Source organism: Pseudomonas sp. FYR_2, assembly GCF_043106425.1.
Classification (GTDB): Bacteria; Pseudomonadota; Gammaproteobacteria; order Pseudomonadales; family Pseudomonadaceae; genus Aquipseudomonas; species Aquipseudomonas monteilii.
Window position 1 is genome coordinate 158,207 of sequence record NZ_JBICMM010000015.1, and the last position, 20,710, is coordinate 178,916.

At 59.9% G+C, this 20,710-nt stretch carries 19 protein-coding genes; 12 read left to right on the forward strand and 7 right to left on the reverse strand.

Annotation, left to right across the window (positions count from 1 at the left end):
- Positions 1-8 precede the first annotated feature (8 nt).
- A complete protein-coding gene (locus ACF8R4_RS05565; RefSeq protein WP_392491851.1) occupies positions 9-1,019 on the forward strand; it encodes a DUF4917 family protein in 1,011 nt (336 codons plus the stop codon).
- A gap of 20 nt (positions 1,020-1,039) precedes the next feature.
- On the opposite strand, the gene ACF8R4_RS05570 is transcribed toward ACF8R4_RS05565, so the two are convergent.
- The gene (locus ACF8R4_RS05570; RefSeq protein ID WP_392491853.1) at positions 1,040-1,531 is read right to left on the reverse strand and encodes a helix-turn-helix transcriptional regulator; all 492 of its coding nucleotides are present in this window, start codon (positions 1,529-1,531) and stop codon (positions 1,040-1,042) included.
- Positions 1,532-1,759: 228 nt separating this feature from the next.
- Here ACF8R4_RS05570 and ACF8R4_RS05575 point away from each other — a divergent pair, with 228 nt between their 5' ends.
- The 3 genes from ACF8R4_RS05575 to ACF8R4_RS05585 are packed head-to-tail and all read left to right on the forward strand — an operon-like array spanning position 1,760 to position 4,805.
- Complete coding sequence (locus ACF8R4_RS05575) at positions 1,760-3,148, forward strand: saccharopine dehydrogenase C-terminal domain-containing protein (RefSeq protein WP_156867688.1); 1,389 nt, start codon at positions 1,760-1,762, stop codon at positions 3,146-3,148.
- Positions 3,149-3,165: 17 nt separating this feature from the next.
- Positions 3,166-3,897 carry a hypothetical protein gene (locus ACF8R4_RS05580; protein WP_060497948.1) on the forward strand — a complete coding sequence of 244 codons (732 nt, stop codon included), beginning with the start codon at positions 3,166-3,168 and terminating at the stop codon, positions 3,895-3,897.
- Complete coding sequence (locus ACF8R4_RS05585) at positions 3,894-4,805, forward strand: EamA family transporter (protein ID WP_060497949.1); 912 nt, start codon at positions 3,894-3,896, stop codon at positions 4,803-4,805. Before ACF8R4_RS05580 ends, ACF8R4_RS05585 begins: the two co-directional genes overlap by 4 nt.
- An 18-nt stretch (positions 4,806-4,823) precedes the next feature.
- On the opposite strand, the gene ACF8R4_RS05590 is transcribed toward ACF8R4_RS05585, so the two are convergent.
- Positions 4,824-6,038 (reverse strand): SAM-dependent methyltransferase, encoded by a 1,215-nt coding sequence (locus ACF8R4_RS05590; RefSeq protein WP_104833349.1) that lies wholly within the window; start codon positions 6,036-6,038, stop codon positions 4,824-4,826.
- A 56-nt stretch (positions 6,039-6,094) separates the two neighbouring features.
- Entirely contained in the window at positions 6,095-6,712 is a 618-nt protein-coding gene (locus ACF8R4_RS05595) for a TPM domain-containing protein (protein WP_200929130.1), read from the reverse strand.
- A 187-nt stretch (positions 6,713-6,899) separates the two neighbouring features.
- Here ACF8R4_RS05595 and bglX point away from each other — a divergent pair, with 187 nt between their 5' ends.
- The 4 genes from bglX to ACF8R4_RS05615 all read left to right on the forward strand — a co-directional run bounded on the left by bglX (position 6,900) and on the right by ACF8R4_RS05615 (position 13,935).
- Positions 6,900-9,191: a beta-glucosidase BglX gene (gene bglX, locus ACF8R4_RS05600; protein ID WP_392491855.1), complete on the forward strand. Its 2,292-nt coding sequence runs from the start codon at positions 6,900-6,902 to the stop codon at positions 9,189-9,191.
- A gap of 83 nt (positions 9,192-9,274) precedes the next feature.
- Positions 9,275-11,032, forward strand: a complete 1,758-nt coding sequence (locus ACF8R4_RS05605; RefSeq protein ID WP_060497953.1) for an ATP-binding protein — start codon at positions 9,275-9,277, stop codon at positions 11,030-11,032.
- Positions 11,026-12,360, forward strand: coding sequence for a sigma-54 dependent transcriptional regulator (locus tag ACF8R4_RS05610; RefSeq protein WP_060497954.1), 1,335 nt, complete (start codon positions 11,026-11,028; stop codon positions 12,358-12,360). The genes ACF8R4_RS05605 and ACF8R4_RS05610 overlap by 7 nt, the downstream gene beginning before the upstream one ends.
- 255 nt (positions 12,361-12,615) lie before the next feature.
- Positions 12,616-13,935, forward strand: a complete 1,320-nt coding sequence (locus tag ACF8R4_RS05615; RefSeq protein ID WP_060498004.1) for an MFS transporter — start codon at positions 12,616-12,618, stop codon at positions 13,933-13,935.
- A 164-nt stretch (positions 13,936-14,099) separates the two neighbouring features.
- Here the strand turns inward: ACF8R4_RS05615 and ACF8R4_RS05620 are convergent, their stop codons facing one another.
- A complete protein-coding gene (locus tag ACF8R4_RS05620) occupies positions 14,100-14,852 on the reverse strand; it encodes a hypothetical protein (RefSeq protein WP_060497955.1) in 753 nt (250 codons plus the stop codon).
- 342 nt (positions 14,853-15,194) lie between these two features.
- Here ACF8R4_RS05620 and ACF8R4_RS05625 point away from each other — a divergent pair, with 342 nt between their 5' ends.
- The gene (locus ACF8R4_RS05625; protein WP_060497956.1) at positions 15,195-15,560 is read left to right on the forward strand and encodes a hypothetical protein; all 366 of its coding nucleotides are present in this window, start codon (positions 15,195-15,197) and stop codon (positions 15,558-15,560) included.
- 117 nt (positions 15,561-15,677) lie between these two features.
- The gene (locus tag ACF8R4_RS05630; protein WP_016713656.1) at positions 15,678-16,283 is read left to right on the forward strand and encodes a flavin reductase family protein; all 606 of its coding nucleotides are present in this window, start codon (positions 15,678-15,680) and stop codon (positions 16,281-16,283) included.
- On the opposite strand, the gene ACF8R4_RS05635 is transcribed toward ACF8R4_RS05630, so the two are convergent.
- Both ACF8R4_RS05635 and ACF8R4_RS05640 read right to left on the reverse strand, forming a co-directional pair.
- Entirely contained in the window at positions 16,284-16,550 is a 267-nt protein-coding gene (locus ACF8R4_RS05635) for a hypothetical protein (RefSeq protein WP_016713655.1), read from the reverse strand.
- Positions 16,551-16,566: 16 nt separating this feature from the next.
- Positions 16,567-16,860: a putative quinol monooxygenase gene (locus ACF8R4_RS05640; RefSeq protein WP_016713654.1), complete on the reverse strand. Its 294-nt coding sequence runs from the start codon at positions 16,858-16,860 to the stop codon at positions 16,567-16,569.
- A 202-nt stretch (positions 16,861-17,062) separates the two neighbouring features.
- Here ACF8R4_RS05640 and ACF8R4_RS05645 point away from each other — a divergent pair, with 202 nt between their 5' ends.
- On the forward strand, positions 17,063-17,983 hold the full coding sequence (locus ACF8R4_RS05645; RefSeq protein WP_060497957.1) for an AraC family transcriptional regulator: 921 nt from the start codon (positions 17,063-17,065) through the stop codon (positions 17,981-17,983).
- Positions 17,984-18,056: 73 nt separating this feature from the next.
- On the opposite strand, the gene ACF8R4_RS05650 is transcribed toward ACF8R4_RS05645, so the two are convergent.
- Positions 18,057-19,694 (reverse strand): 5-guanidino-2-oxopentanoate decarboxylase, encoded by a 1,638-nt coding sequence (locus ACF8R4_RS05650; RefSeq protein WP_060497958.1) that lies wholly within the window; start codon positions 19,692-19,694, stop codon positions 18,057-18,059.
- Between the two features lie 114 nt (positions 19,695-19,808).
- On the opposite strand from ACF8R4_RS05650, the gene ACF8R4_RS05655 reads away from it, so the two are divergent.
- A complete protein-coding gene (locus ACF8R4_RS05655) occupies positions 19,809-20,684 on the forward strand; it encodes a LysR substrate-binding domain-containing protein (RefSeq protein WP_060497959.1) in 876 nt (291 codons plus the stop codon).
- Positions 20,685-20,710 lie beyond the last annotated feature (26 nt).

Consider the following 20,710-nt stretch of genomic DNA (forward strand, 5'->3'; position numbering starts at 1 on the left):
ACTCTAGCATGCCTGCACTTGACGCCACCCTCACCCCTTGGCCAGAACTCGCCGCCCGCCACCCCTGCGATGCCCTGCTGCTGGGCAACGGCGCCAGCCGCGCAGTGTGGAAGCCGTTCGGCTATTTCTCGCTGTTCGAGGAAGCACAACGCGCAGGCCGCAAGAAAGGCCTGGCGGTCAGTGACCAGGCCCTGTTCAAGTCGTTGGGCACGGAACTATTCGAGCCGGTGCTCAGCGCCCTCAACACCACCGTGCGCGCCAACGCCGCACTGGCCATCAACTCCACCGCACCGCTGAACCGCTATTACTCGATCAAGGAAGCGTTGATTCACGCCGTGCGCACGGTACACCTGCCGTGGCCGCTGATGCCGCCAGCCACCCTCGCGGCCCTCAACCAGGCCCTGCGTGGCTACCGCAGCGTCTACACCAGCAACTACGACCTGCTGCTACCGTGGGCTGTACAGAGCGCCCCATACGGCTTCGCCGAACTGTTCGACGAACAAGGCTTCTTCGACGTGCGTCGCATCCGCGGCGAAGGCACGCGGGTGATGCACCTGCACGGCGGCCTGCACCTGCTGAAGCTGCCCGACGGCACCACCCGCCAACGCAGCGCCGACAGCGCCGAACTGCTTGATGGCTTTGCCGTGAACATCCCAGGTGAGGTGCCACTGTTCGTCAACGAAGACCGCAGCGACGAAAAGCTGCGCGCCATCCGCCATTCGGACTACCTCAGCTGGTGTCTGGGGCAGCTGGCCCAGGAAAGCCAGGGGTTATGCCTATTCGGTCAGCACCTGGACAGCAGTGACCAGCACCTGCTCGAAGCCATCCGCCAGGCCCGGCCGAAGCAGCTCTCGATTGCTATCCGGCCGGTGAGCGAAGCGTCGGTGATCAACCAGAAGCAGCATTTTGTTGATCGGTTTGGAGATTTGGCCGGAACGCAGGTGCATTTCTATGACGCCAGTACGCATCCACTGGGGCTGACGACGTTAGCTATCGAAGTGCCGCTCCCTCGTAAATGAACGGGTCATGAAATACAGCTTCAATGAGCCAATGCAGCACTGCCAAAGACTCGTTCATATGCACGCGTTACATTGACAGCCATCGCAGTGCGGGCAAGCTCCAAGATACCCGGGCCTATCGAGTAACTACCTCGCTCCTGCAACCAGGCCAGAACGTCGGCAAGATGCCATAGAGAGGTAGTGCCATCGTGAGCAGGTGCAGGAAAACTGTTTGAATGTGCCAGCATGAGTTTGCGCATGTTTTGCCGAGATACGCCGATAATCTCCGCCACATCGGTAAGCCCTACCAGGTCAGGCGTCGCTTCAATGAGGCGGGCGCCTGGAACAACCCTGCCAACATCATTCAGTGCGCTCTCGATAGCCTGTTTTGCTGAGGCTGCCTCCCGGATGAATGCAAGTGCCAGTCGCCCCGGCTGGCCTACACCCACCAACGCATCATCACACCCACCTTCGGCCAGACGCTCCAGTAGCGCATCGGTATCTTCGCTTTCACTCAATAAAAATCCAGGCATGAAATCAAAAATTTTCAGAAATTCGCTATATACAAGAAATTTCCTACGAGATTTTGAGGCTTATCTGTAGTCCACTTTTTAAAACACAACACGAACTGCAGAAAACATTGACAAGCCATCAGAACCTCAGTTTTATTCAAGCACGGGAGCAGCTCAACTCCATCGCACTACGGGGAAGCACACCAATCACCTAGCACAAAAACAAAAACCCAGTCAGAGCATTAGTGAATGAAGATGATCATCATTGGTTACGGTGCAGTATCCTCAGCTTTTCTTCCCATTCTGATCAGCGAATTGAAAGAAGAAATAACATCACTAAAAATCATTGCCCCACACATTGAAAATAAATGTACGATAGAACATGGAATCACTATCAACTGGCACACTGAAACGCTGACAAGAGAAAATTACAAGAGCACTCTCAACGACCTGGATGAACAAACATTTCTCGTCAACCTGTCAGTGGATGTAGCCAGCCTCCAATTAATATCTCTTTGCCATGAAGCAGGGGCACTGTATCTAGACACTTGCATTGAACCATGGGCCGGACAATACACTGACAGCCGCATCGACCTCCAACACAGAACCAACTACTCATTACGAGACCGCGCACTCGCGAAAAAGCGACTTCTTCGAGATGGGCCTACCGCAGTCATCGCTCACGGGGCAAACCCTGGCCTGGTATCCCATTTCGTCAAGCAAGCACTACTCAACCTTCGACACGACGTGTACGGGACCAGCGACTATATCCCCGCTACGCGCCAAGAATGGGCGCGACTTGCGTGGCAATTGAATATTAAAACCATACACATAGCCGAACATGATACTCAAACAGCCAACATCGCGAAAGAACCAGGCGAATTTATAAACACATGGTCTGTCGATGGGTTCATTGGAGAAGGCTGTCAACCTTCAGAGCTTGGCTGGGGAACTCATGAACTGACATTACCCATAGGCGCCTGCTTCCATGCGCCTGCCTATAGAAAGTCAATTTACCTTAACCGCCCAGGCGCCTCCGTTCGATTAAAAACCTGGACACCTGCTTGCGGGCCATGCCTAGGCTTTCTTATCACTCATAACGAATCGATTTCCTTAGCCGACTATTTTACATATGAAATAAACGACACGAATGATTATAGGCCCACCGTAACCTACGCCTATCACCCGTGCAATGATGCAGTTCTATCGCTCCATGAACTCAATGGAAATTCCTTGCAACCCCAGCAGCGTAAACGTGTATTGCAAGGGCATGAAATATGTGATGGAGCTGACTATCTCGGCGTACTTCTCATGGGGCACGAGAAGAATGCTTACTGGTACGGCTCCATACTTAATAACGCCACCGCCCAAAATTTGAACCCTGCAAGCTCAGCGACCACATTGCAAGTAGCAGCTGGCGTACTTGCCGGTGTGAAGTGGGCCATCAAACATCCAAGACAAGGTATTGTCGAGTCGGAGGAAATGGATTTTCAATTTGTACTGGACGTTGCTCGCTGCTACTTGGGCGACATGGTAGGCACTTACACGGACTGGACTCCGGTCGACAAAGATGGACGGCTTTTCCCACGAAGGTTCAATACCAGCGACATCTGGCAATTCGAAAACTTCTTAGAGTAAGTACAAGGAGTACCGACATGAGCTATACAAAAACAGCAATCGGCCTGAAATGCTATGATTGGTCATCTGTCGACCTGCTGAAAAATTTAAGCCCAAGAACAATTGTCGGCTGTAAGAAAAAAATCGAGGAGCGCCAACAACACTTCTGGCACGACATGAGCTCAGAATTCGACTCAAAGCACTTCCTTACCTACCTCATGAAACGAAGAGACTTGAGCCTCAGCGATGAATTCCTTGAGTTTGTTTGCTTATGGCATCTTGACGAGCAAAATCACTACCGGGGTCTTCGCAAAATAAATAGCGTACTTTACAGTCAAAGTGAAGAATTTATTGACCATGCAATAAAATCCAGAGAACCAGACTTTAGCTCAATATCACCATTCCTTCGCGATGAATTCACAATACTACTATCCATTGCGTTCGACGAGATCACCAGCACTAGAGCTTACAAGCAGGACTTTGATCTGTTTGACAGCCTTGGCCCCGACTGCTTGTCGACCTGGATAAGAAATGCAGCCCGCGACGAGGCAGCACATTATGGTAACGCCATGAAAATCTTGAAACTTCATCACACTTCAAGGTTCGGGGAAGCATCAAAATTTCTGGATGAAATCGTTAGCTTCGAGACCGCCCAGACGTTCCATTACCAAAACACCTTCATCTTCGACCATGACACCGACGACTTCTCAATCGATCTCTTGAATCGTAGTAGATGCACAATTCTTGAGATCCTGGGAAGACCATCATGACCTGGCTATACCTTTCACTCATGGCTCCATTATTGTGGAGCCTATCCAACATGATCGATAAATTCGCGATCACCAACATCACATCCAACTATATCTCATTCATATTCCTGCTCAGCATTGGGAATATTTTTTTCGCTGCCATAATTTATGCCGCAGTACCACCAACTGATATAGCCCTGACAACGGCAACCCTAAACATCCTTTCAGGCCTCGCTATATTCATGCAATATTTTGCCTATAGCTATTCGCTAGAAAGCATGGACGTATCGATCGTGATCCCGATTCACCAATCGGAGCCACTGTTCGTCCTCATCGCGTCAGTATTTCTCTTCAATGCTATCCCTACGCTCTGGCAGGCAGGCGGCTTTTTCTTTATAACTGGTGGCATCCTGTTGCTATGTGTTTCAGGCAAGACCTTAAACGGGCTAGGCCAGAAAAAGCACATCTTGATGATTCTGGTTTCCGCCTTTTTCGGCGCAGCCTCAACAGTAATATCAGATGAAATACTTAGGCTAAAAAGCCTGGAATCCGTACTACTGTTCAACTTTCTTGGTTATGCACTCGGCGGTTTCTTACTACTTTTGATACCTCACTGCCGAAAGCTGATCGTACGCGATCTGAAACAGCTGAATCTCAGGCAATTTGGAGTATTTGGCGTCACCAACACCTTCGATGTTGGCGGTTATATATTTTTTATGGCTGCGCTGTCTGCTGGCGGTGGTGCTGCGCTGGTGTCCGTCGTCGTCAGCATACACCCATTATTTGTTCTACTGTTTGGGTTCATAGCCACACGCTATTTCCCATCCTTTTTGACCGAGGATATCGCGCCAACCAGCATGTCACGCAAGATCACCTCCATCCTGGTGATCGTGGTTGGCGTTGTGGTCATATCCTTGCATGACAGCTGAAAAGAGAACTGGGACGAATCAAAGCAACCCATCCGCCCGCAACAACGTCTCCAGGCAATGCTCCTGCACCCCATAAAACGCCTTGAGCTGGCCAATCTTCTCCAGCAACTCGCCGTTAGCCACCGGCTGTCGTCGCTTCACCGCAAGAATCATCTTGTTCTTGTTGGTGTGCTCCAGCGAGATGAACTCGAACACCTTGGTTTCATAACCGCAGGCTTCCAGGTACAACGCGCGCAGGCTGTCGGTGAGCATTTCGGCCTGCTGGCCCAGGTGCAAGCCGTATTGCAGCATGGGTTGCAGCAACCCCGGGCTGTGCAGTTGCGGGCGGATCTGCTTGTGGCAGCACGGCGAGCACATGATGATCGCGGCGTTGCAGCGAATACCGGTGTGAATAGCGTAGTCGGTGGCGATATCGCACGCATGCAGGGCGATCATCACTTCGATGGCCTCGGGCACCACGCTACGTACATCACCGCACTGGAATTCCAGGCCTGGGTGCTCCAGGCGCGAAGCGGCGGCGTTGCACAAGTCGACCATGTCCTGGCGAAGCTCTACACCGGTGACCTGCGCCTCACGGCCCAGGCTGTTGCTCAGGTAGTCATGCATGGCAAAGGTCAGGTAACCCTTGCCCGAGCCGAAGTCGGCCACCCGCAGCGCCTGCTCCGCAGGTACCGGCGCACTGGCCAGGGCGTGGTCGAAGACCTCGATGAACTTGTTGATCTGCTTCCACTTGCGCGACATGGACGGGATCAATGCACCTTGTGCGTCGGTCACGCCGAGGTCACGCAGGAACGGCCTCGACAAATCCAGGTAGCGCTTCTTCTCGCGGTCATGGCCGCTGCTCGTCGTGGCCTCCCGTGGAGCCTGCGCGCCGTGACGTTGCAACATCGGCTTGCCCTTCTTGCTGAAGGTCAGTTGCACTTCGCCATCTGCGTCGAACAGGTGGGCATTGCGGAAGCTGTCCGGCAGCAGCTCAGCTACCAGCGCCTGCGCCTGTTCCAGCGACAGGTTGCGGGTAATGTCGCGGGTCTGATGGCGGTAGACCAGCGACAGGCATGGCTGGCCCTTGACCTGCAGCGGCTTGGCGATGATCCGTTGCAAGGTCTGGTCGGCACCGACATGGCGCGCCAGCACCAGTTTGACCAAGGTGTTGCCGTGCAAGGCTGCATTCAGAAGGCCGAGAAACCGGGCGCGTGCATCTGACGCAGAGGGGGCGGAAGAACTGGCGGACATGGAAAAACGGTGCCTCGAATAGCGGGAACCGCATTCTACACCCTGCAGGTTCCAAGTCAGTCCAGGATCACCAACCGGTTGGGCAACTCGTTGCGCGCATGAGTAGGCGGCACATGCTCGCTAAGCAACTCGCCGCACGCATCGATGCACTCGACAAACCCCTGCAAGGTCCGCCCCTGACGCACCTGCTCGGCAAAGCGGGCGACAATGGCCGCCCGCGCGTTGGCATCCAGATAATGCTCGATACCGCGGTCGACCAGGATCTCCACATGCCGTTCCGCCTCGCTGACGAAGATCAGCACGCCGGTGGCGCCTGCCGTGCGCTGCAAATTCTGCTCGCGAAACTGCTGCCGAGCCAGCCGTGAGGCGCGCCAACGACGCAAAGCACGAGGAATCAGCCAGCCGGCCAGAAGCGGGTTGCGCAGCAGCAGGCACAAACCGACGAACAGCAACACGTTGGCCACCAGCAAGCCACGCACGCTGGGCCAACCCAGCAGCCCATGCAACAGCCCAGGCACGGCCAGCGCCAGCACGGCGGCCCACAACAGCGGCCAATACGCGTAATCGTCAGCACGGCGGGCCAGTACCGTCACCAGTTCGGCATCGGTTCGCTTTTCAGCACGGGCAATGGCTTCGGCAATCTGCCGTTGATGGTATTCGTCGAAAAGGGTCATGCCGTCGGTCTCTTGAGCGTTCTTATAGTTGTTGTCCCGGCATTCGGGGCTTCGTCCCCAGGCGACATATTCAGGCATAATCCGCCGCTGGAAAATGAGCGTCTCAATCGTACAACAATAGCCGCCTGAAAACTTCGGCCGCGCACGTATCACCGCTGGATACGGCAGAGGCCCCACAACGGAACTGATGATGAAATTGTCTTTGCTGGGCCTGGCCATGGGCCTTGCCAGTCAGGCGGCCCTCGCCGCCCCCACCGCCCCGCCCCTGCAGGACAAGCAGGCGTTCATCGACCATCTGATCAGCCAGATGACCGAAGCCGAGAAAATCGGCCAGTTGCGCCTGATCAGCATCGGCCCGGAAATGCCTCGCGACAAGATTCGTGAGGAAATCGCCGCCGGCCGCATCGGCGGCACCTTCAACTCACGCACCGCGCCCGAAAACCGGCCGATGCAGGACGCGGCCATGCGCAGCCGCCTGAAGATCCCGATGTTCTTCGCCTACGACACCGTCCACGGCGAGCGCACCATCTTCCCGATTGGCCTGGGCATGGCCGCCACCTGGGACATGGACGCCGTGGCCAAGGTTGGCCGCACCGCCGCCATCGAAGCCTCGGCCGACGCCCTGGACATGACCTTCGCACCCATGGTCGATATTGCCCGCGACCCACGTTGGGGCCGCACCAGTGAAGGCTTTGGTGAAGACACCTACCTGACCTCGAAGATTGGCCAGGTGATGGTGCGCTCGTTCCAGGGCAGCAGCCCGGCCAACCCCGACAGCATCATGGCCATCGTCAAGCACTTCGCCCTGTACGGCGCCGTGGAGGGCGGGCGCGACTACAACACGGTCGATATGAGCCTGCCGAAGATGTACAACGACTACCTGCCGCCCTACCGCGCCGCCCTCGACGCCGGTGCTGGCGGGATGATGGTGGCACTGAACTCGATCAACGGCGTGCCGGCCACCGCCAACACCTGGCTGATGAACGACTTGCTGCGCAAGGAGTGGGGCTTCAAGGGTGTGACCATCAGCGACCATGGCGCCATCCAGGAGCTGATCCGCCACGGTGTCGCCCGCGACGGTCGCGAAGCCGCCAAGCTGGCGATCAAGGCCGGCATCGACATGAGCATGAACGACACCCTGTACGGCGAAGAGCTGCCAGGCCTGCTGAAGTCCGGTGAAGTGACCCAGGTCGAGCTGGACCAGGCGGTGCGCGAAGTACTCGGAGCCAAGTACGACATGGGCCTGTTCAAGGACCCGTACGTGCGCATCGGCAAGGCCGAAACCGACCTGAAAGACTACTACGGCAACGACCGCCTGCACCGCGAAGCCGCGCGTGATGTGGCCCGCCGCAGCCTGGTACTGCTGGAAAACCACAACCAGACCCTGCCGCTGAAAAAAGCCGGCACCATCGCCCTGGTCGGCCCGCTGGCCGATGCACCGATCGACATGATGGGCAGCTGGGCTGCCGACGGCAAACCCGTGCACTCGGTGACAGTGCGTGAAGGCTTGCGTCGCGCCGTAGAAGGCAAAGCCAAGCTGGTCTACGCCAAAGGCTCCAACGTCACCGGCGACAAGGCTATATTCGATTACCTGAACTTCCTCAACTTCGACGCACCGGAAATCGTCGATGACCCGCGCCCGCCTGCGGTGCTGATCGACGAAGCCGTGAAGGCTGCCAGGCAGTCCGACGTGGTCGTAGCGGTTGTCGGCGAGTCGCGTGGCATGTCCCACGAGTCGTCCAGCCGCACCACCCTGGAAATTCCAGCCAGCCAGCGTGAGCTGATCAAGGCCTTGAAGGCGACCGGCAAGCCGCTGGTGTTGGTGCTGATGAACGGCCGGCCGCTGTCGATCGGCTGGGAACGCGAGCAGGCCGACGCCATCCTCGAAACCTGGTTTGCCGGTACCGAGGGCGGCAATGCCATCGCCGACGTGCTGTTTGGCGACTACAACCCATCCGGCAAGCTGGCCATCACTTTCCCGCGTTCGGTCGGGCAGATCCCGATGTATTACAACCACACGCGCATTGGCCGGCCGTTCACGCCGGGTAAGCCGGGTAACTACACGTCGCAGTACTTCGAAGAGCCTAACGGCCCGCTGTACCCGTTCGGCTATGGCCTGAGCTACAGCAGCTTCGAGCTGTCTGGCCTGAAGCTGTCGCACAAGGACCTCAAGCGCGGTGACAACCTGGAGGCCAAGGTGACGGTGAAGAATACCGGCAAGGTCTCCGGCGAGACCGTGGTGCAGCTGTACCTTCAAGATGTGTCGGCATCGATGAGCCGCCCGGTCAAGGAACTGAAAAACTTCCAGAAGCTGATGCTCAAGCCGGGTGAGTCGCGGACCTTGACCTTCCGCATCAACGAGGATGACCTGAAGTTCTACAATGGCCAGCTGCAGCGGGCTGCCGAACCAGGTGAGTTCAATGTCCAGGTAGGGCTGGACTCCCAGGCGGTGCAACAGCAGAGCTTTGAACTGCTGTAACTGAGGTCGCCTGCACCGGCCCATTCGCGGGTTCACCCGCGAAGAGGCCGGCCCTGATATCGCATATATCCGGATCCGCCCCAATGCCCTTTTCCTTTCGCGCCCTGCGTCTGGGGCTGATCACCTTGCTCATCCTGCTGGGCACCGCCCTCAGTGCCGGCTGGGCCATGCACCAGGCCAAGCGCCAGGCCATGGAAGACGACGCCCGGCGTGCCAGTCAGCAACTGGGGCTGTACGCCAATGCCCTGCACACCCTGATCGACCGCTACCGCGCCCTGCCCGCCGTACTGGCGCTGGACCCGGAACTGATCGCCGCCCTGCGCGGCCCGGTCAATGAACAGGTGCAGGACGCCCTGAACCGCAAGCTGGAGCGCATCAATGGCGCGGCCAATTCCTCTACCCTCGAGCTGCTCGACCGCACCGGCTTGGCCATTGCCGCCAGCAACTGGCGGCTGCCCAGTAGTTACGTCGGCTCCAACTACGGTTTCCGCCCCTATTTCAAGCAAACCCGCAGCCAAGGCAGTGGCCGCTTCTACGCCGTGGGCGTAACCAGTGGCGTACCGGGCTACTTCCTCGCCAGCGCGGTAAATGACGAGCATGGCCGCTTTCTCGGTGCTATGGTGGTCAAGCTGGAATTCCCCGAACTGGAACGCGAGTGGCGCCAGGGCAGCGATATCCTGCTGGTCAGCGACGCCCGTGGCATCACCTTCATCGCCAACCAGGATGGCTGGCGCTACCGCGAGCTCCAGCCGCTGAATGGTGCCGACCGTGCCGAGCTGGCTGAAACACGCCAGTACGACAAACAGCCGCTGGTGCCCCTGCAGCACCAGGTGCTGACCCGTTTTGCCGAATACAGCACCCTTAGCCGCGTGCAAGGCCCGCAGGGCAGTGCCGAGTACCTGTGGGAAAGCCTGCCGCTGGAAGGTGACCACTGGACCTTGCACCTGTTGCGCAAGCCACAGGTGGCCGCCGATGGCCGCAATGCCGCCCTGGGCGCCGCAGCCGTGTGGCTGAGCCTGGTGTTCGCCGCCCTGTTCGTCAGCCAGCGCCTGCGCCTGGCACGCCTGCGCCAGCGCAGCCGGCAAGAGCTCAAACGCCAGGTCGAAGAACGCACCCGTGAGTTGCGCACCGCCCAGGAGGGCCTGGTACAGTCGGCCAAACTGGCCGCCCTCGGGCAGATGTCGGCCGCCATGGCCCACGAGATCAACCAGCCGCTGACCACCCAGCGCATGCAACTGGAAACCCTGCGGCTGCTGCTGGACCACGGCCGTTACGACGAAGCGCGCCAGGCCCTGGAACCGCTGGAGCAAATGCTCACACGCATGGCCGCACTGACCAGCCACCTGAAAACCTTTGCCCGCAACAGCCCGGTCGGCCTGCGCGAGCGCCTCGATCTGGCCACCGTGGTCGACCAGGCCTTGCACCTGCTGGATACCCGCATCCGTAGTGACGAGGTCGAGGTGGCCTTGTACCTGGCACGCCCGGCCTGGGTACGCGGCGATGCCATTCGCCTGGAGCAAGTGCTGATCAACCTGCTGCGCAATGCCCTCGACGCCATGGCCGACAAGCGCTACAAACGCCTGGAGGTGCGCATCGAGCCAGATGGCGAGCTGTGGCGCCTGAGCGTGCTGGATTCGGGTGGCGGCATCGCCGAGGCCGACCTGGCGAAGGTGTTCGACCCGTTCTTCACCACCAAGCCGGTGGGTGAAGGGCTGGGCCTGGGCCTGGCCATTTCCTACGGCATCGTCCACGAGGCCGGGGGCCAACTGCTGGCCGAAAACGTACCTGGTGGCGCACGCCTGAGCCTTACCCTGCCCCGTGACCTGGAGCCTGTATGTTGAATTCAGTGATCGTCGTCGATGATGAAGCCAGCATCCGTACTGCCGTCGAGCAATGGCTGAGCCTGTCCGGCTTCACTGTGCAGTTGTTCGCTCGCGCTGATGAATGCCTGGCACACCTGCCACGGCACTTTCCGGGGGTGATCATCAGCGATGTGCGCATGCCAGGCATGGACGGCCTGCAATTGCTCGAGCGCCTGCAGACGGACGACCCCGACCTGCCCGTGATCCTGCTGACCGGCCACGGTGATGTGCCCATGGCAGTAGAAGCCATGCGCAACGGGGCCTATGACTTCCTGGAAAAACCCTTCACCCCGCAGCACCTGCTGGGGAGCCTGCGCCGGGCACTGGAAAAGCGCCAGCTGGTCCTTGAAAACCGTCGGCTGCACGAACAGGCTGACCTCAAGTCACGCCTGGAAGGCACACTGCTGGGTATGTCCCAGGGCCTGCAGCAACTGCGCCGGCAGGTGCTGGACCTGGCCAGCCTGCCAGTCAACGTGCTGATTCGTGGTGAAACCGGCAGCGGCAAGGAGCGGGTCGCCCGCTGCCTGCACGATTTTGGCCCGCGCGCCGGCAAACCATTCGTTGCCCTCAACTGCGCGGCCATCCCCGAAGCACTGTTCGAAGCCGAACTGTTCGGCCATGAAAGCGGTGCCTTCACCGGCGCCCAAGGCAAGCGCATCGGCAAACTGGAGTACGCCAACGGTGGCACGGTGTTCCTCGACGAAATCGAGAGCATGCCACTGGCGCAACAGGCCAAGCTGCTAAGGGTGATCCAGGAGCAGAAACTGGAGCGTTTGGGGGCTAACCAGAGCATCAGCATCGACTTGCGAATCATTGCCGCGACCAAGCCCGACCTGCTCGACGAGGCCCGTGCCGGGCGTTTTCGCGAAGACCTGGCCTACCGCCTGAACGTGGCCGAACTGCGCCTGGCGCCGTTGCGTGAGCGGCGCGAGGACATTGCGCTGCTGTTCGAACACTTTGCCCGTGCAGCAGGCGAAAAGCTTGGACGCTGCGCACCGCCGCTGTCGGGGCCACAGCTGGCCCAACTGCTGTCGCATGACTGGCCAGGTAATGTTCGCGAGCTGGCCAATGCGGCGGAGCGGCACGCGTTGGGGCTAGGTTCGCCAAACATCGAGGTAGCGCCTGCCGGGCAATCGCTGGGCGAGCAGATGGAGGCGTTCGAGGCGCAATGCCTGCGCGCAGCGTTGCGACAGCATGGGGGCGAGATCAAGGCGGTAATGGAGACCTTGCAGCTGCCGCGGCGCACGCTTAATGAAAAGATGCAGCGGCACGGGTTGGTGCGCGAGGATTTTGTCGGGCGAGAATGAGCGGAAATCCGCTTATGACCAGGATTTAGTAGGCGAGATTCCGCTTATCAACTCAAGATTTTGGGGCTGCTTTGCAGCCCATCGCGACGCAAGGCCGCTCCTGCAAGGGCCTTGCAAGGCTTGCTATTACGGGGTTCGCGGAGCTCGCAACGCCCCCAAATGAATCACCCCGCACCCATTTGGCACACCTTCTGCAATTGCCTTGGCAAGCTGCGCCACGGCGCGCTCCACAAAAACAACGAGAAGGTATCCCTGATGGATAACGCCACCTCCCTGCCCGCCGGGGCGGCCACTGCGCCCGCCGCGGAAAAAACCACCGCCAGCCGCCTGAAGTCGATCTTCAGCGGGTCCATCGGCAACATGGTCGAATGGTACGACTGGTACGTCTACGCCGCATTCTCGCTGTACTTCGCCAAGGCCTTCTTCCCGGCCGGCGACTCCACCGCACAACTGCTCAACACCGCCGCGATCTTCGCCGTGGGCTTCCTGATGCGCCCGATCGGTGGCTGGTTGATGGGCCTGTACGCCGACCGCAAGGGCCGCAAGGCCGCGCTGATGGCTTCGGTACTGCTGATGTGCGCAGGCTCGCTGGTCATCGCCCTGACCCCGGGCTACGAAACCATCGGTGTCGCCGCACCGATCCTGCTGGTGATTGCGCGCCTGATGCAGGGCCTGTCGGTGGGTGGTGAATACGGCACCTCGGCCACCTACCTCAGCGAAATGGCCAGCAAGGACCGCCGTGGTTTCTTCTCCAGCTTCCAGTACGTGACCCTGATCTCCGGCCAGCTCATCGCCCTGGCAGTACTGATCATCCTGCAGCAGACCCTGACCACCGAGCAGCTGTACGCCTGGGGCTGGCGTGTGCCGTTCGTGATCGGTGCGCTGTGCGCCGTGGTGGCCCTGTACCTGCGTCGCGGCATGGAAGAAACCGCCTCGTTCACCAAGAAGGAAAAGGCCAAGGAAAGCCTGATGCGCACCCTGATGCGCCACCCCAAAGAGCTGATGACCGTGGTCGGCCTGACCATGGGCGGCACCTTAGCCTTCTACACCTACACCACCTACATGCAGAAGTACCTGGTCAACACCGTGGGCATGAGCATCAGCGACTCGACCACCATCTCGGCCGCCACACTGTTCCTGTTCATGTGTCTGCAGCCGGTGATTGGTGGGCTGTCCGACAAGATCGGCCGTCGCCCGATCCTGATCGCCTTCGGTGTGCTCGGCACCCTGTTCACCGTCCCGATCCTCAGCACCTTGCACACCATCCAGACCTGGTGGGGCGCGTTCTTCCTGATCATGGCCGCGCTGATCATCGTCAGCGGCTACACCTCGATCAACGCAGTGGTCAAGGCAGAGCTGTTCCCGACGGAAATTCGCGCCCTGGGCGTGGGCCTGCCGTACGCCCTGACCGTGTCCATCTTCGGCGGCACCGCCGAATACGTGGCCCTGTGGTTCAAGAGCGCTGGCATGGAGAGCGGCTTCTACTGGTACGTCACCGCCTGCATCGCCTGTTCGCTTCTGGTATATGCAACCATGAAGGACACCAAGCAGCACTCGCGGATTACAACTGAGTGAGTTTGAGCCTGCCGCAATGAAGAAGGGCGCACCGTTTCGGGCGCCCTTTTTTCATGCATTGTGAATGCATGATGTGATTCGATGAGCCAATGATTAATCCTATTCGGCTCATCATGTGAGCCGAATAGCTCAATTAATCGGCTCACCAGCTCCTGAAACCTGGCTCAAGACATCTCCAACGCCTGACGCGGCTCACGGCGCTGGTACCAGCTGGCCATCAGCACCAGCACCAGCAACACCCCGCCCAGCACAGCCGAAGAGCCGACCGTGCCAAAGTCCAGGCCACCCTTTTCATGGGGTTTGGTCAGGACATCGCCCAGCGTGGCGCCAAACGGGCGGGTAAGCACGAACGCCACCCAGAACAGCACGACGCCTGGAATACGCGTCCAGTAGCGGGCCACCACTACCAAGGCAATGGCACTGCCGATCAGCAACGCGCCGCCAGCAAAACCGAGCCCCGAATCATCGGCCAGGTAATCGCCCAGGGCGGTACCAAGCGTGTTGGAAAACAGGATCGCCACCCAGTAGAACAGCTCGCCCGTGCGGTTCTTGATTCGGGTGACATCCAGTGGGTTGCCGCTCAGGCGCCACAGCAGGAAGGTCAGCAGCAGGATGCCGATGAGCAAGGCCGACCCCGTGGCATAACCCAGGCCCAGGGTGCGGTCCATGAAGTCGGACATGGTGGTGCCGGCGGTACTGGTGGAGAGGATCACCAGCCAATACAGCATCGGGTGGTAGCGGCGCGAGTAGAGCTGGCCGAGCAAGGTCAGCAGGAACACGCTGATCAACAGCAGCGAGCTGACGGCATAGCCAACGTTCAGCGTCATCGACAGCAAGTCGCCCGCCGTTTCGCCAAGGGTGGTAGCGCAGATCTTCATGACCCAGAAGGCCAAGGTGATTTGCGGGAGTTTGTTCATTGTTGTGCCGCTCCAGTTTGAGGTGCGGCGATGGTGCTGATCGAGGCCTGAAAAATCGGTTGGTGATGCATGAAAAAAGTGTTGATAGATCTTTGAATCAAAATATTTCGTTCTTAACGTCCCATTAATTCCCACCCTTCAAGCTGAAATAGCTGACAGAACGACGACGCGCGGGCATGCGGCTCTTGGGTGATGCCACAGCGTGATTCACGCGAAGCGCTCCCATATAGATCGAATAATTAGATTTTTAATCGCTATTTTTTGCGCTTTTTAATCAAATTAATAGGCGTAGGATTAAACCCATAGAAACAAACAACCCTTGTAGCCCTTGGAGCAACGACCATGAAAAACAAACTGATCCTTACCCTGGCCCTCTCGGTTTTCGCAGCTGCCGCTTACGCCGAAGATGGCTTCGACCGTACCAACGCCCACACGTTTGCAGCGGTACAGAGCCAGTCCGCTACCTACGCTGAAGATGGTTTCGACCGCACTGGTGGCCAACGCTTTGCCGAAGATGGCTTCGACCGCACTGGTGGCCAACGCTTCGCCGAAGACGGCTTCGACCGCACCGGTGGCCAACGCTTCGCCGAAGACGGCTTCGACCGCACCGGTGGCCAACGCTTCGCCGAAGACGGTTTCGACCGCACCGGTGGCCAACGCTTCGCCGAAGACGGTTTCGACCGCACCAACGCCCACCGCATCAGTTGATCCCCGATGCGAGCACCCAGCCCGGCTTTGGCCGGGCTTGATCATTTGCAGACGGGCACAGGCTTGGCACACTAGGCACCTCGCAACCCAGGAGGTGGGCCAGCAAGCCCAGCACAGATGTATTACTACGAACCCGCCAAAGGCCACGGCCTGCCCCACGACCCGTTCAACGCCATCGTCGGCCCCCGCCCCATCGGCTGGATCTCCTCGCAAGACCGTGAAGGCCGCCTGAACCTGGCGCCCTACAGCTTTTTCAACGCGTTCAACTACATCCCGCCAATCATCGGTTTCTGCAGCGTCGGGCGCAAAGACAGCCTGAACAACATCGAACAGACCGGCGAATTTGTCTGGAACCTGGCCACCCGCCCGCTGGCTGAGCAGATGAACCAGAGCTGCGCACCGGTTGCGGCCGAAGTAAACGAATTTGAATTGAGCGGCCTCACTGCCACGCCGTCGAGCATCGTCAACGTACCGCGCGTGGGGGAAACCCCCGTGGCCTTCGAGTGCAAGGTCAGCCAGATCGTGCAGCTCAAGCGGGCAGACCAGGCGCTAGTGCCCAGCTGGCTGATCCTGGGTGAGGTGGTGGCGGTGCACATTGCCGAGCACCTGCTGAAAAACGGCATCTACGACACCGCTGCCGCCGAACCGATCCTGCGTGGCGGTGGCCCGGCGGACTACTTCGAGCTGGGCAACCTGTTCAAGATGGCCCGCCCGCCGGCCTGATCACCAGATCAGCTCGCCCTCTTCGCTGACGCCTTGCAGGCGTTGCAGCTCGGCCGTAGCCGCTTCGTCGGCGGCTACGGCCCCCTTGAACACCTGCCCGTCCAGTACCTTGTGAAAACGCGGCGCGCCGCCCATGCCCAAGGCCTTGACCGCAATGGCCGCGTTGTAGCCGCCCCCCTCGACCGGGACCATTGCCGAAACCGCTTCGAAATGCGGGAATTCCCTACGTGCCATGTTGCTATCCACCTGGTTGAACAAGGCGGTCATTTTACCCCATCACTGATCAATCGAAGGTATGCAGGTCCAAGCTGCTGACCACCTGTGCCTGCACCAACTCGCCAAACACCTCCAACGTTGGCGAGGCGAAGTAGCCACTCATCGCCTGCTGGTCCTGCCAGCTACCGCTGAGCAACCAAAGGTCGGCATCCGCCTGGGAGCGCTGTACCGTGAAACTCAGGCAGCCCGGCGCTCGCAGCGAGGGTTCGAGCAGGTCACGCAGTCGCGCCCCCAACTCGGCCGAGCGCCCGCTGCTGGCACGGATGAAAGCAAGGTGGGTGACCGGTTGTTTTGAGGTCATTGCACAATCTCCTTGAAGCAGGCGGACGGAAAAGCCAGGCTGCCAAGGTTAGGGGCTGCCTCGCGCGGCGCGTTAGGCCATTACTGCATGCCGATTGCCTGATCCTGCAGCGCGGCAGGATCAGGCAATCGACGTGCAGCTTTCGACTAGCGCCCGCCATTGCCCAAACCTATGCTGCGTCGGTCAGCAGAGGAAATCTACCATGACCACACCGACACCCATCGACCCACCCCTGGAATTGCAGCGCCAGGAGCTTGCGGAACTGATCCGCCGCCATGCCGGCGAGCCCCACGGCCCGGCCTCGGCCATCGATGGCTTGTTCCTGGTGCGCTACACCGAGAACGTGCGCTCGGTGCCGACCCTCGCTCAACCCGCGCTGTGCATCCTGGCCCAGGGCAGCAAAAGCCTGTTCCTCGGTGACGAACAATATGCCTACGACCCGCTGCACTACATGGTGGTTTCGGTAACCCTGCCACTGAGCGGCGTAAAGCTCGACGCCAGCCCCGAACACCCCAGCCTTGGATTGCGCATAGACCTGGACCCGGCAGAGATCAGCCAGCTGATTGCCGAGAGCGGGCCGATGCTGGTGCCCAACCGGCCTTCCGGTCGCGGTTTGTATGTGGACAGAACCGATGCGCCATTGCTGGATGCCCTGCTGAGGCTGATCCGACTGCTGGACACACCGCGCGATATCGCGATGTTGGCGCCGTTGTTCCGCCGTGAAATTCTCTACCGTTTGTTGCGCGGGCCGCAGGGTTATCGGCTGTACGAGATTGCCTTGGCCAACAGCCAGACGCACCGGGTTTGCCAGGCCATTACCTGGCTCAACAACAACTATCAACAGCCGCTGCGTATCGAGGACCTGGCCCGGGAGGTCAACCTCAGCACCTCGACCCTGCATCACCGCTTCAAGGCAGTGACGTCGATGAGCCCGTTGCAGTACCAGAAACAGCTGCGCCTGCAGGAGGCGCGGAGGTTGATGCTCAATGACGGGCTGGAGGCGGCGGTGGCGGCTTATCGGGTGGGGTATGAGAGCCCGTCGCAGTTCAGCCGGGAGTACAGCAGGCTGTATGGAGCGCCGCCGATTCGGGATGTGGCCAGATTGAGAGCCACTGCTGTCTAAAACTTTTTGGTGGCTGTACCGGCCTCTTCGCGGGCTCGCCCGCGAAAGGGTCGGTACAGGCAACAGCTTCAGTTCAACCCGAAACTGTCCCTTGCCACTGATTCTGGTCCACCTGAATCAAGGTCGGCCCCTTGCGTTCCACCGCCTGCCCCAGCGCCGCCTGCAACTGCGCCACATCCGCCACATTCTCCGCCGCCGCGCCCAACGCCCGCGCCACGCCGATGAAGTCCGGCGTATGAATATCCACACCAACAGGCTCGATCGCCCGGTTGACCATGTACTTCTTGATTTCCTCGTACCCCTGGTTATTCCACAGCAGCACGATCAGCGGCACCTGCGCCTCCACCGCGCTGGCCAGCTCCGGCAGGGTGAATTGCATACCACCATCGCCAATCAGGCACACCGCAGGCGCACGCTGTCCGGTTTGCTCCGCACTCCCGAGCCAGGCGCCCATGGCCGCAGGTAGCGCATAACCCAGGGTGCCGTAGCCGGTCGAGGCATTGAACCAGCGACGTGGCTGATCCATGTCCAGGGTCAGGTTGCCGGTGTACACCGGCTGGGTCGAATCGCCCACCAGGATGGCATTGGGCAGGCGCTCAAGAATGGCGCTCAGCAAACGCGTCTGGCTCAGTGTCGACTGGTCCCAGCCTGCCGCCAGAGCCTGGCGCAGATTGGCCACCCGGGCCACACCCCAGGTGCTTTCACGCACGGGTTGCAGCTGAGTCTGCAAAGCACCGAGCAGCGCTTCGGCGGCCAATTCGGCATCAGCCACCAGCGCCAGCTCCGGCAGGTAATTGCGCACGGTCTGGTCCGGGTCGATGTCGATGCGCAGCAGGCTTCCCGGGATCTCGAAGCCACCCTTGAACGTCACGTCATAATCGGTTTCAGCCAGTTCGGTACCGATCGCCAGCACCACGTCGGCCTCGGCGACGAGCGCCCGCGTGGCAGGCAACGACTGGGTCGAACCGATTTGCAGCGGGTGGCTGGCCGGCAGCAAACCCTTGGCATTGATGGTGAGCGCCACCGGTGCCTGAAGGTGTTCGGCCAGGCGTGCCAGGGCAGCACCGGCTGCCAACGCGCCACCCCCAGCCAGAATCAACGGCCGCTTTGCACAGGCCAGGCGCTCAGCCATCTGTGTTACAGCTTGCGGGGCAGCCCCCGCACGGCTACCGCGCACGGGCCGGCCCGGCAGCAGGAAATCAGCCGGTTCGACCAGCACGTCGAGCGGGATTTCGATATGCACCGGGCGTGGTCGGGCACTGTCGAACACGGCAAATGCCCGGGCCAGCACCTGCGGCAGGTCTGCTGCACTCATCAAGGTGTGAGAAAACGCAGCCACACCCGACACCAGCGCCGCCTGGTTGGGCAGCTCGTGCAGCTTGCCACGGCCACCGCCCAACTGGTCACGGGACTGCACGCTGGAAATCACCAGCATCGGGATCGAATCGGCATAGGCCTGGCCCATCGCCGTGGTGATGTTGGTCATGCCCGGGCCAGTGATGATGAAGCACACTCCGGGTTTGCCACGGGTGCGCGCATAGCCGTCAGCCATGAACCCGGCACCCTGCTCGTGGCGCGGGGTGATGTGGCGAATGGACGAACCCGCCAGGCCGCGATAGAGCTCCACGGTATGTACACCGGGAATGCCGAAGACATGGTCCACGCCATAGCCTTCAAGGAGTTTGACCAGTACTTCGCCGCACGTTGCCATCAGGGTTCACCATGAATCTGGTTGGGTTATGTGCTTATTGGACCCAACCCATGACTACCACCACAATGCAAAAAAACACATACTAGCCATGTCCTGTAATCATGGCTTATCGCAATGAAACGCCTACCGCCCTTAGCCGCCCTGCACACCTTTCTGGTGACCGCCCAGCACTGCAATTTCACCCGTGCCGGGCAACAGCTACACATCACGCAAGGCGCCGTCAGCCGCCAGATCGCGGCCCTTGAGGAGCACCTGGGGTATGCGTTGTTCCAGCGCCAGGCCCGTGGGCTGAGCCTGACCCGTGAAGGCCAGGACTGGCTGCCACGGGTGCAGCAGGTGTTCGCACTGATCGAACAAGGCGTGAATGAGGTGGGCGGACGCAGCACGACTTTGCAGCTCAAGGCGCCCACCTGCGTGATGCGTTGGTTACTGCCACGCCTGATGGAGTGGCAAGCACTGCGCCCGGATGTGCCGGTGGAGCTGACGACCACGGTGCAGCACGGGGTGGACTTCCGCCGGGAGGGCTTTGATGCGGCGGTGGTGTATGGCGACACGCCGAACCACGGGTTACAGGTGCGCAAGTTGTTCGATGAACAGCTGACGCCGGTGTGTGCGCCCTCGCTATGCGACGGGCCGATACCATTGCGCCAGGTGGAGGACCTGGCGCGGCACATGCTGCTGCATCCATCACGGGATGAACATGACTGGCGGTTGTGGTTGCAGGCGGCCGGGGTGACGTTGGCCGCTCATGGGCCCAAGCAGCATTTCGAGACGCTGGACATGGCGATGGCCATGGCCTCGCAGGGGACCGGGGTGGCAATTGGCGACTGGTCGCTGATTGGGGATGACCTGCGCGGGGGGCGGCTATGCATGCCGTTTGCGCTGAAGGTGATGACCGGCAAGGGGTATTACCTGGTGAGCCAGGCCAGAAGCTTGCCGCCGGGGTTGGTGGAATTGCTGGACTGGCTGGAGAGCCAGGCCAGCCTATGAAGCCCCTTCGCGGGCATGCCCGCGAA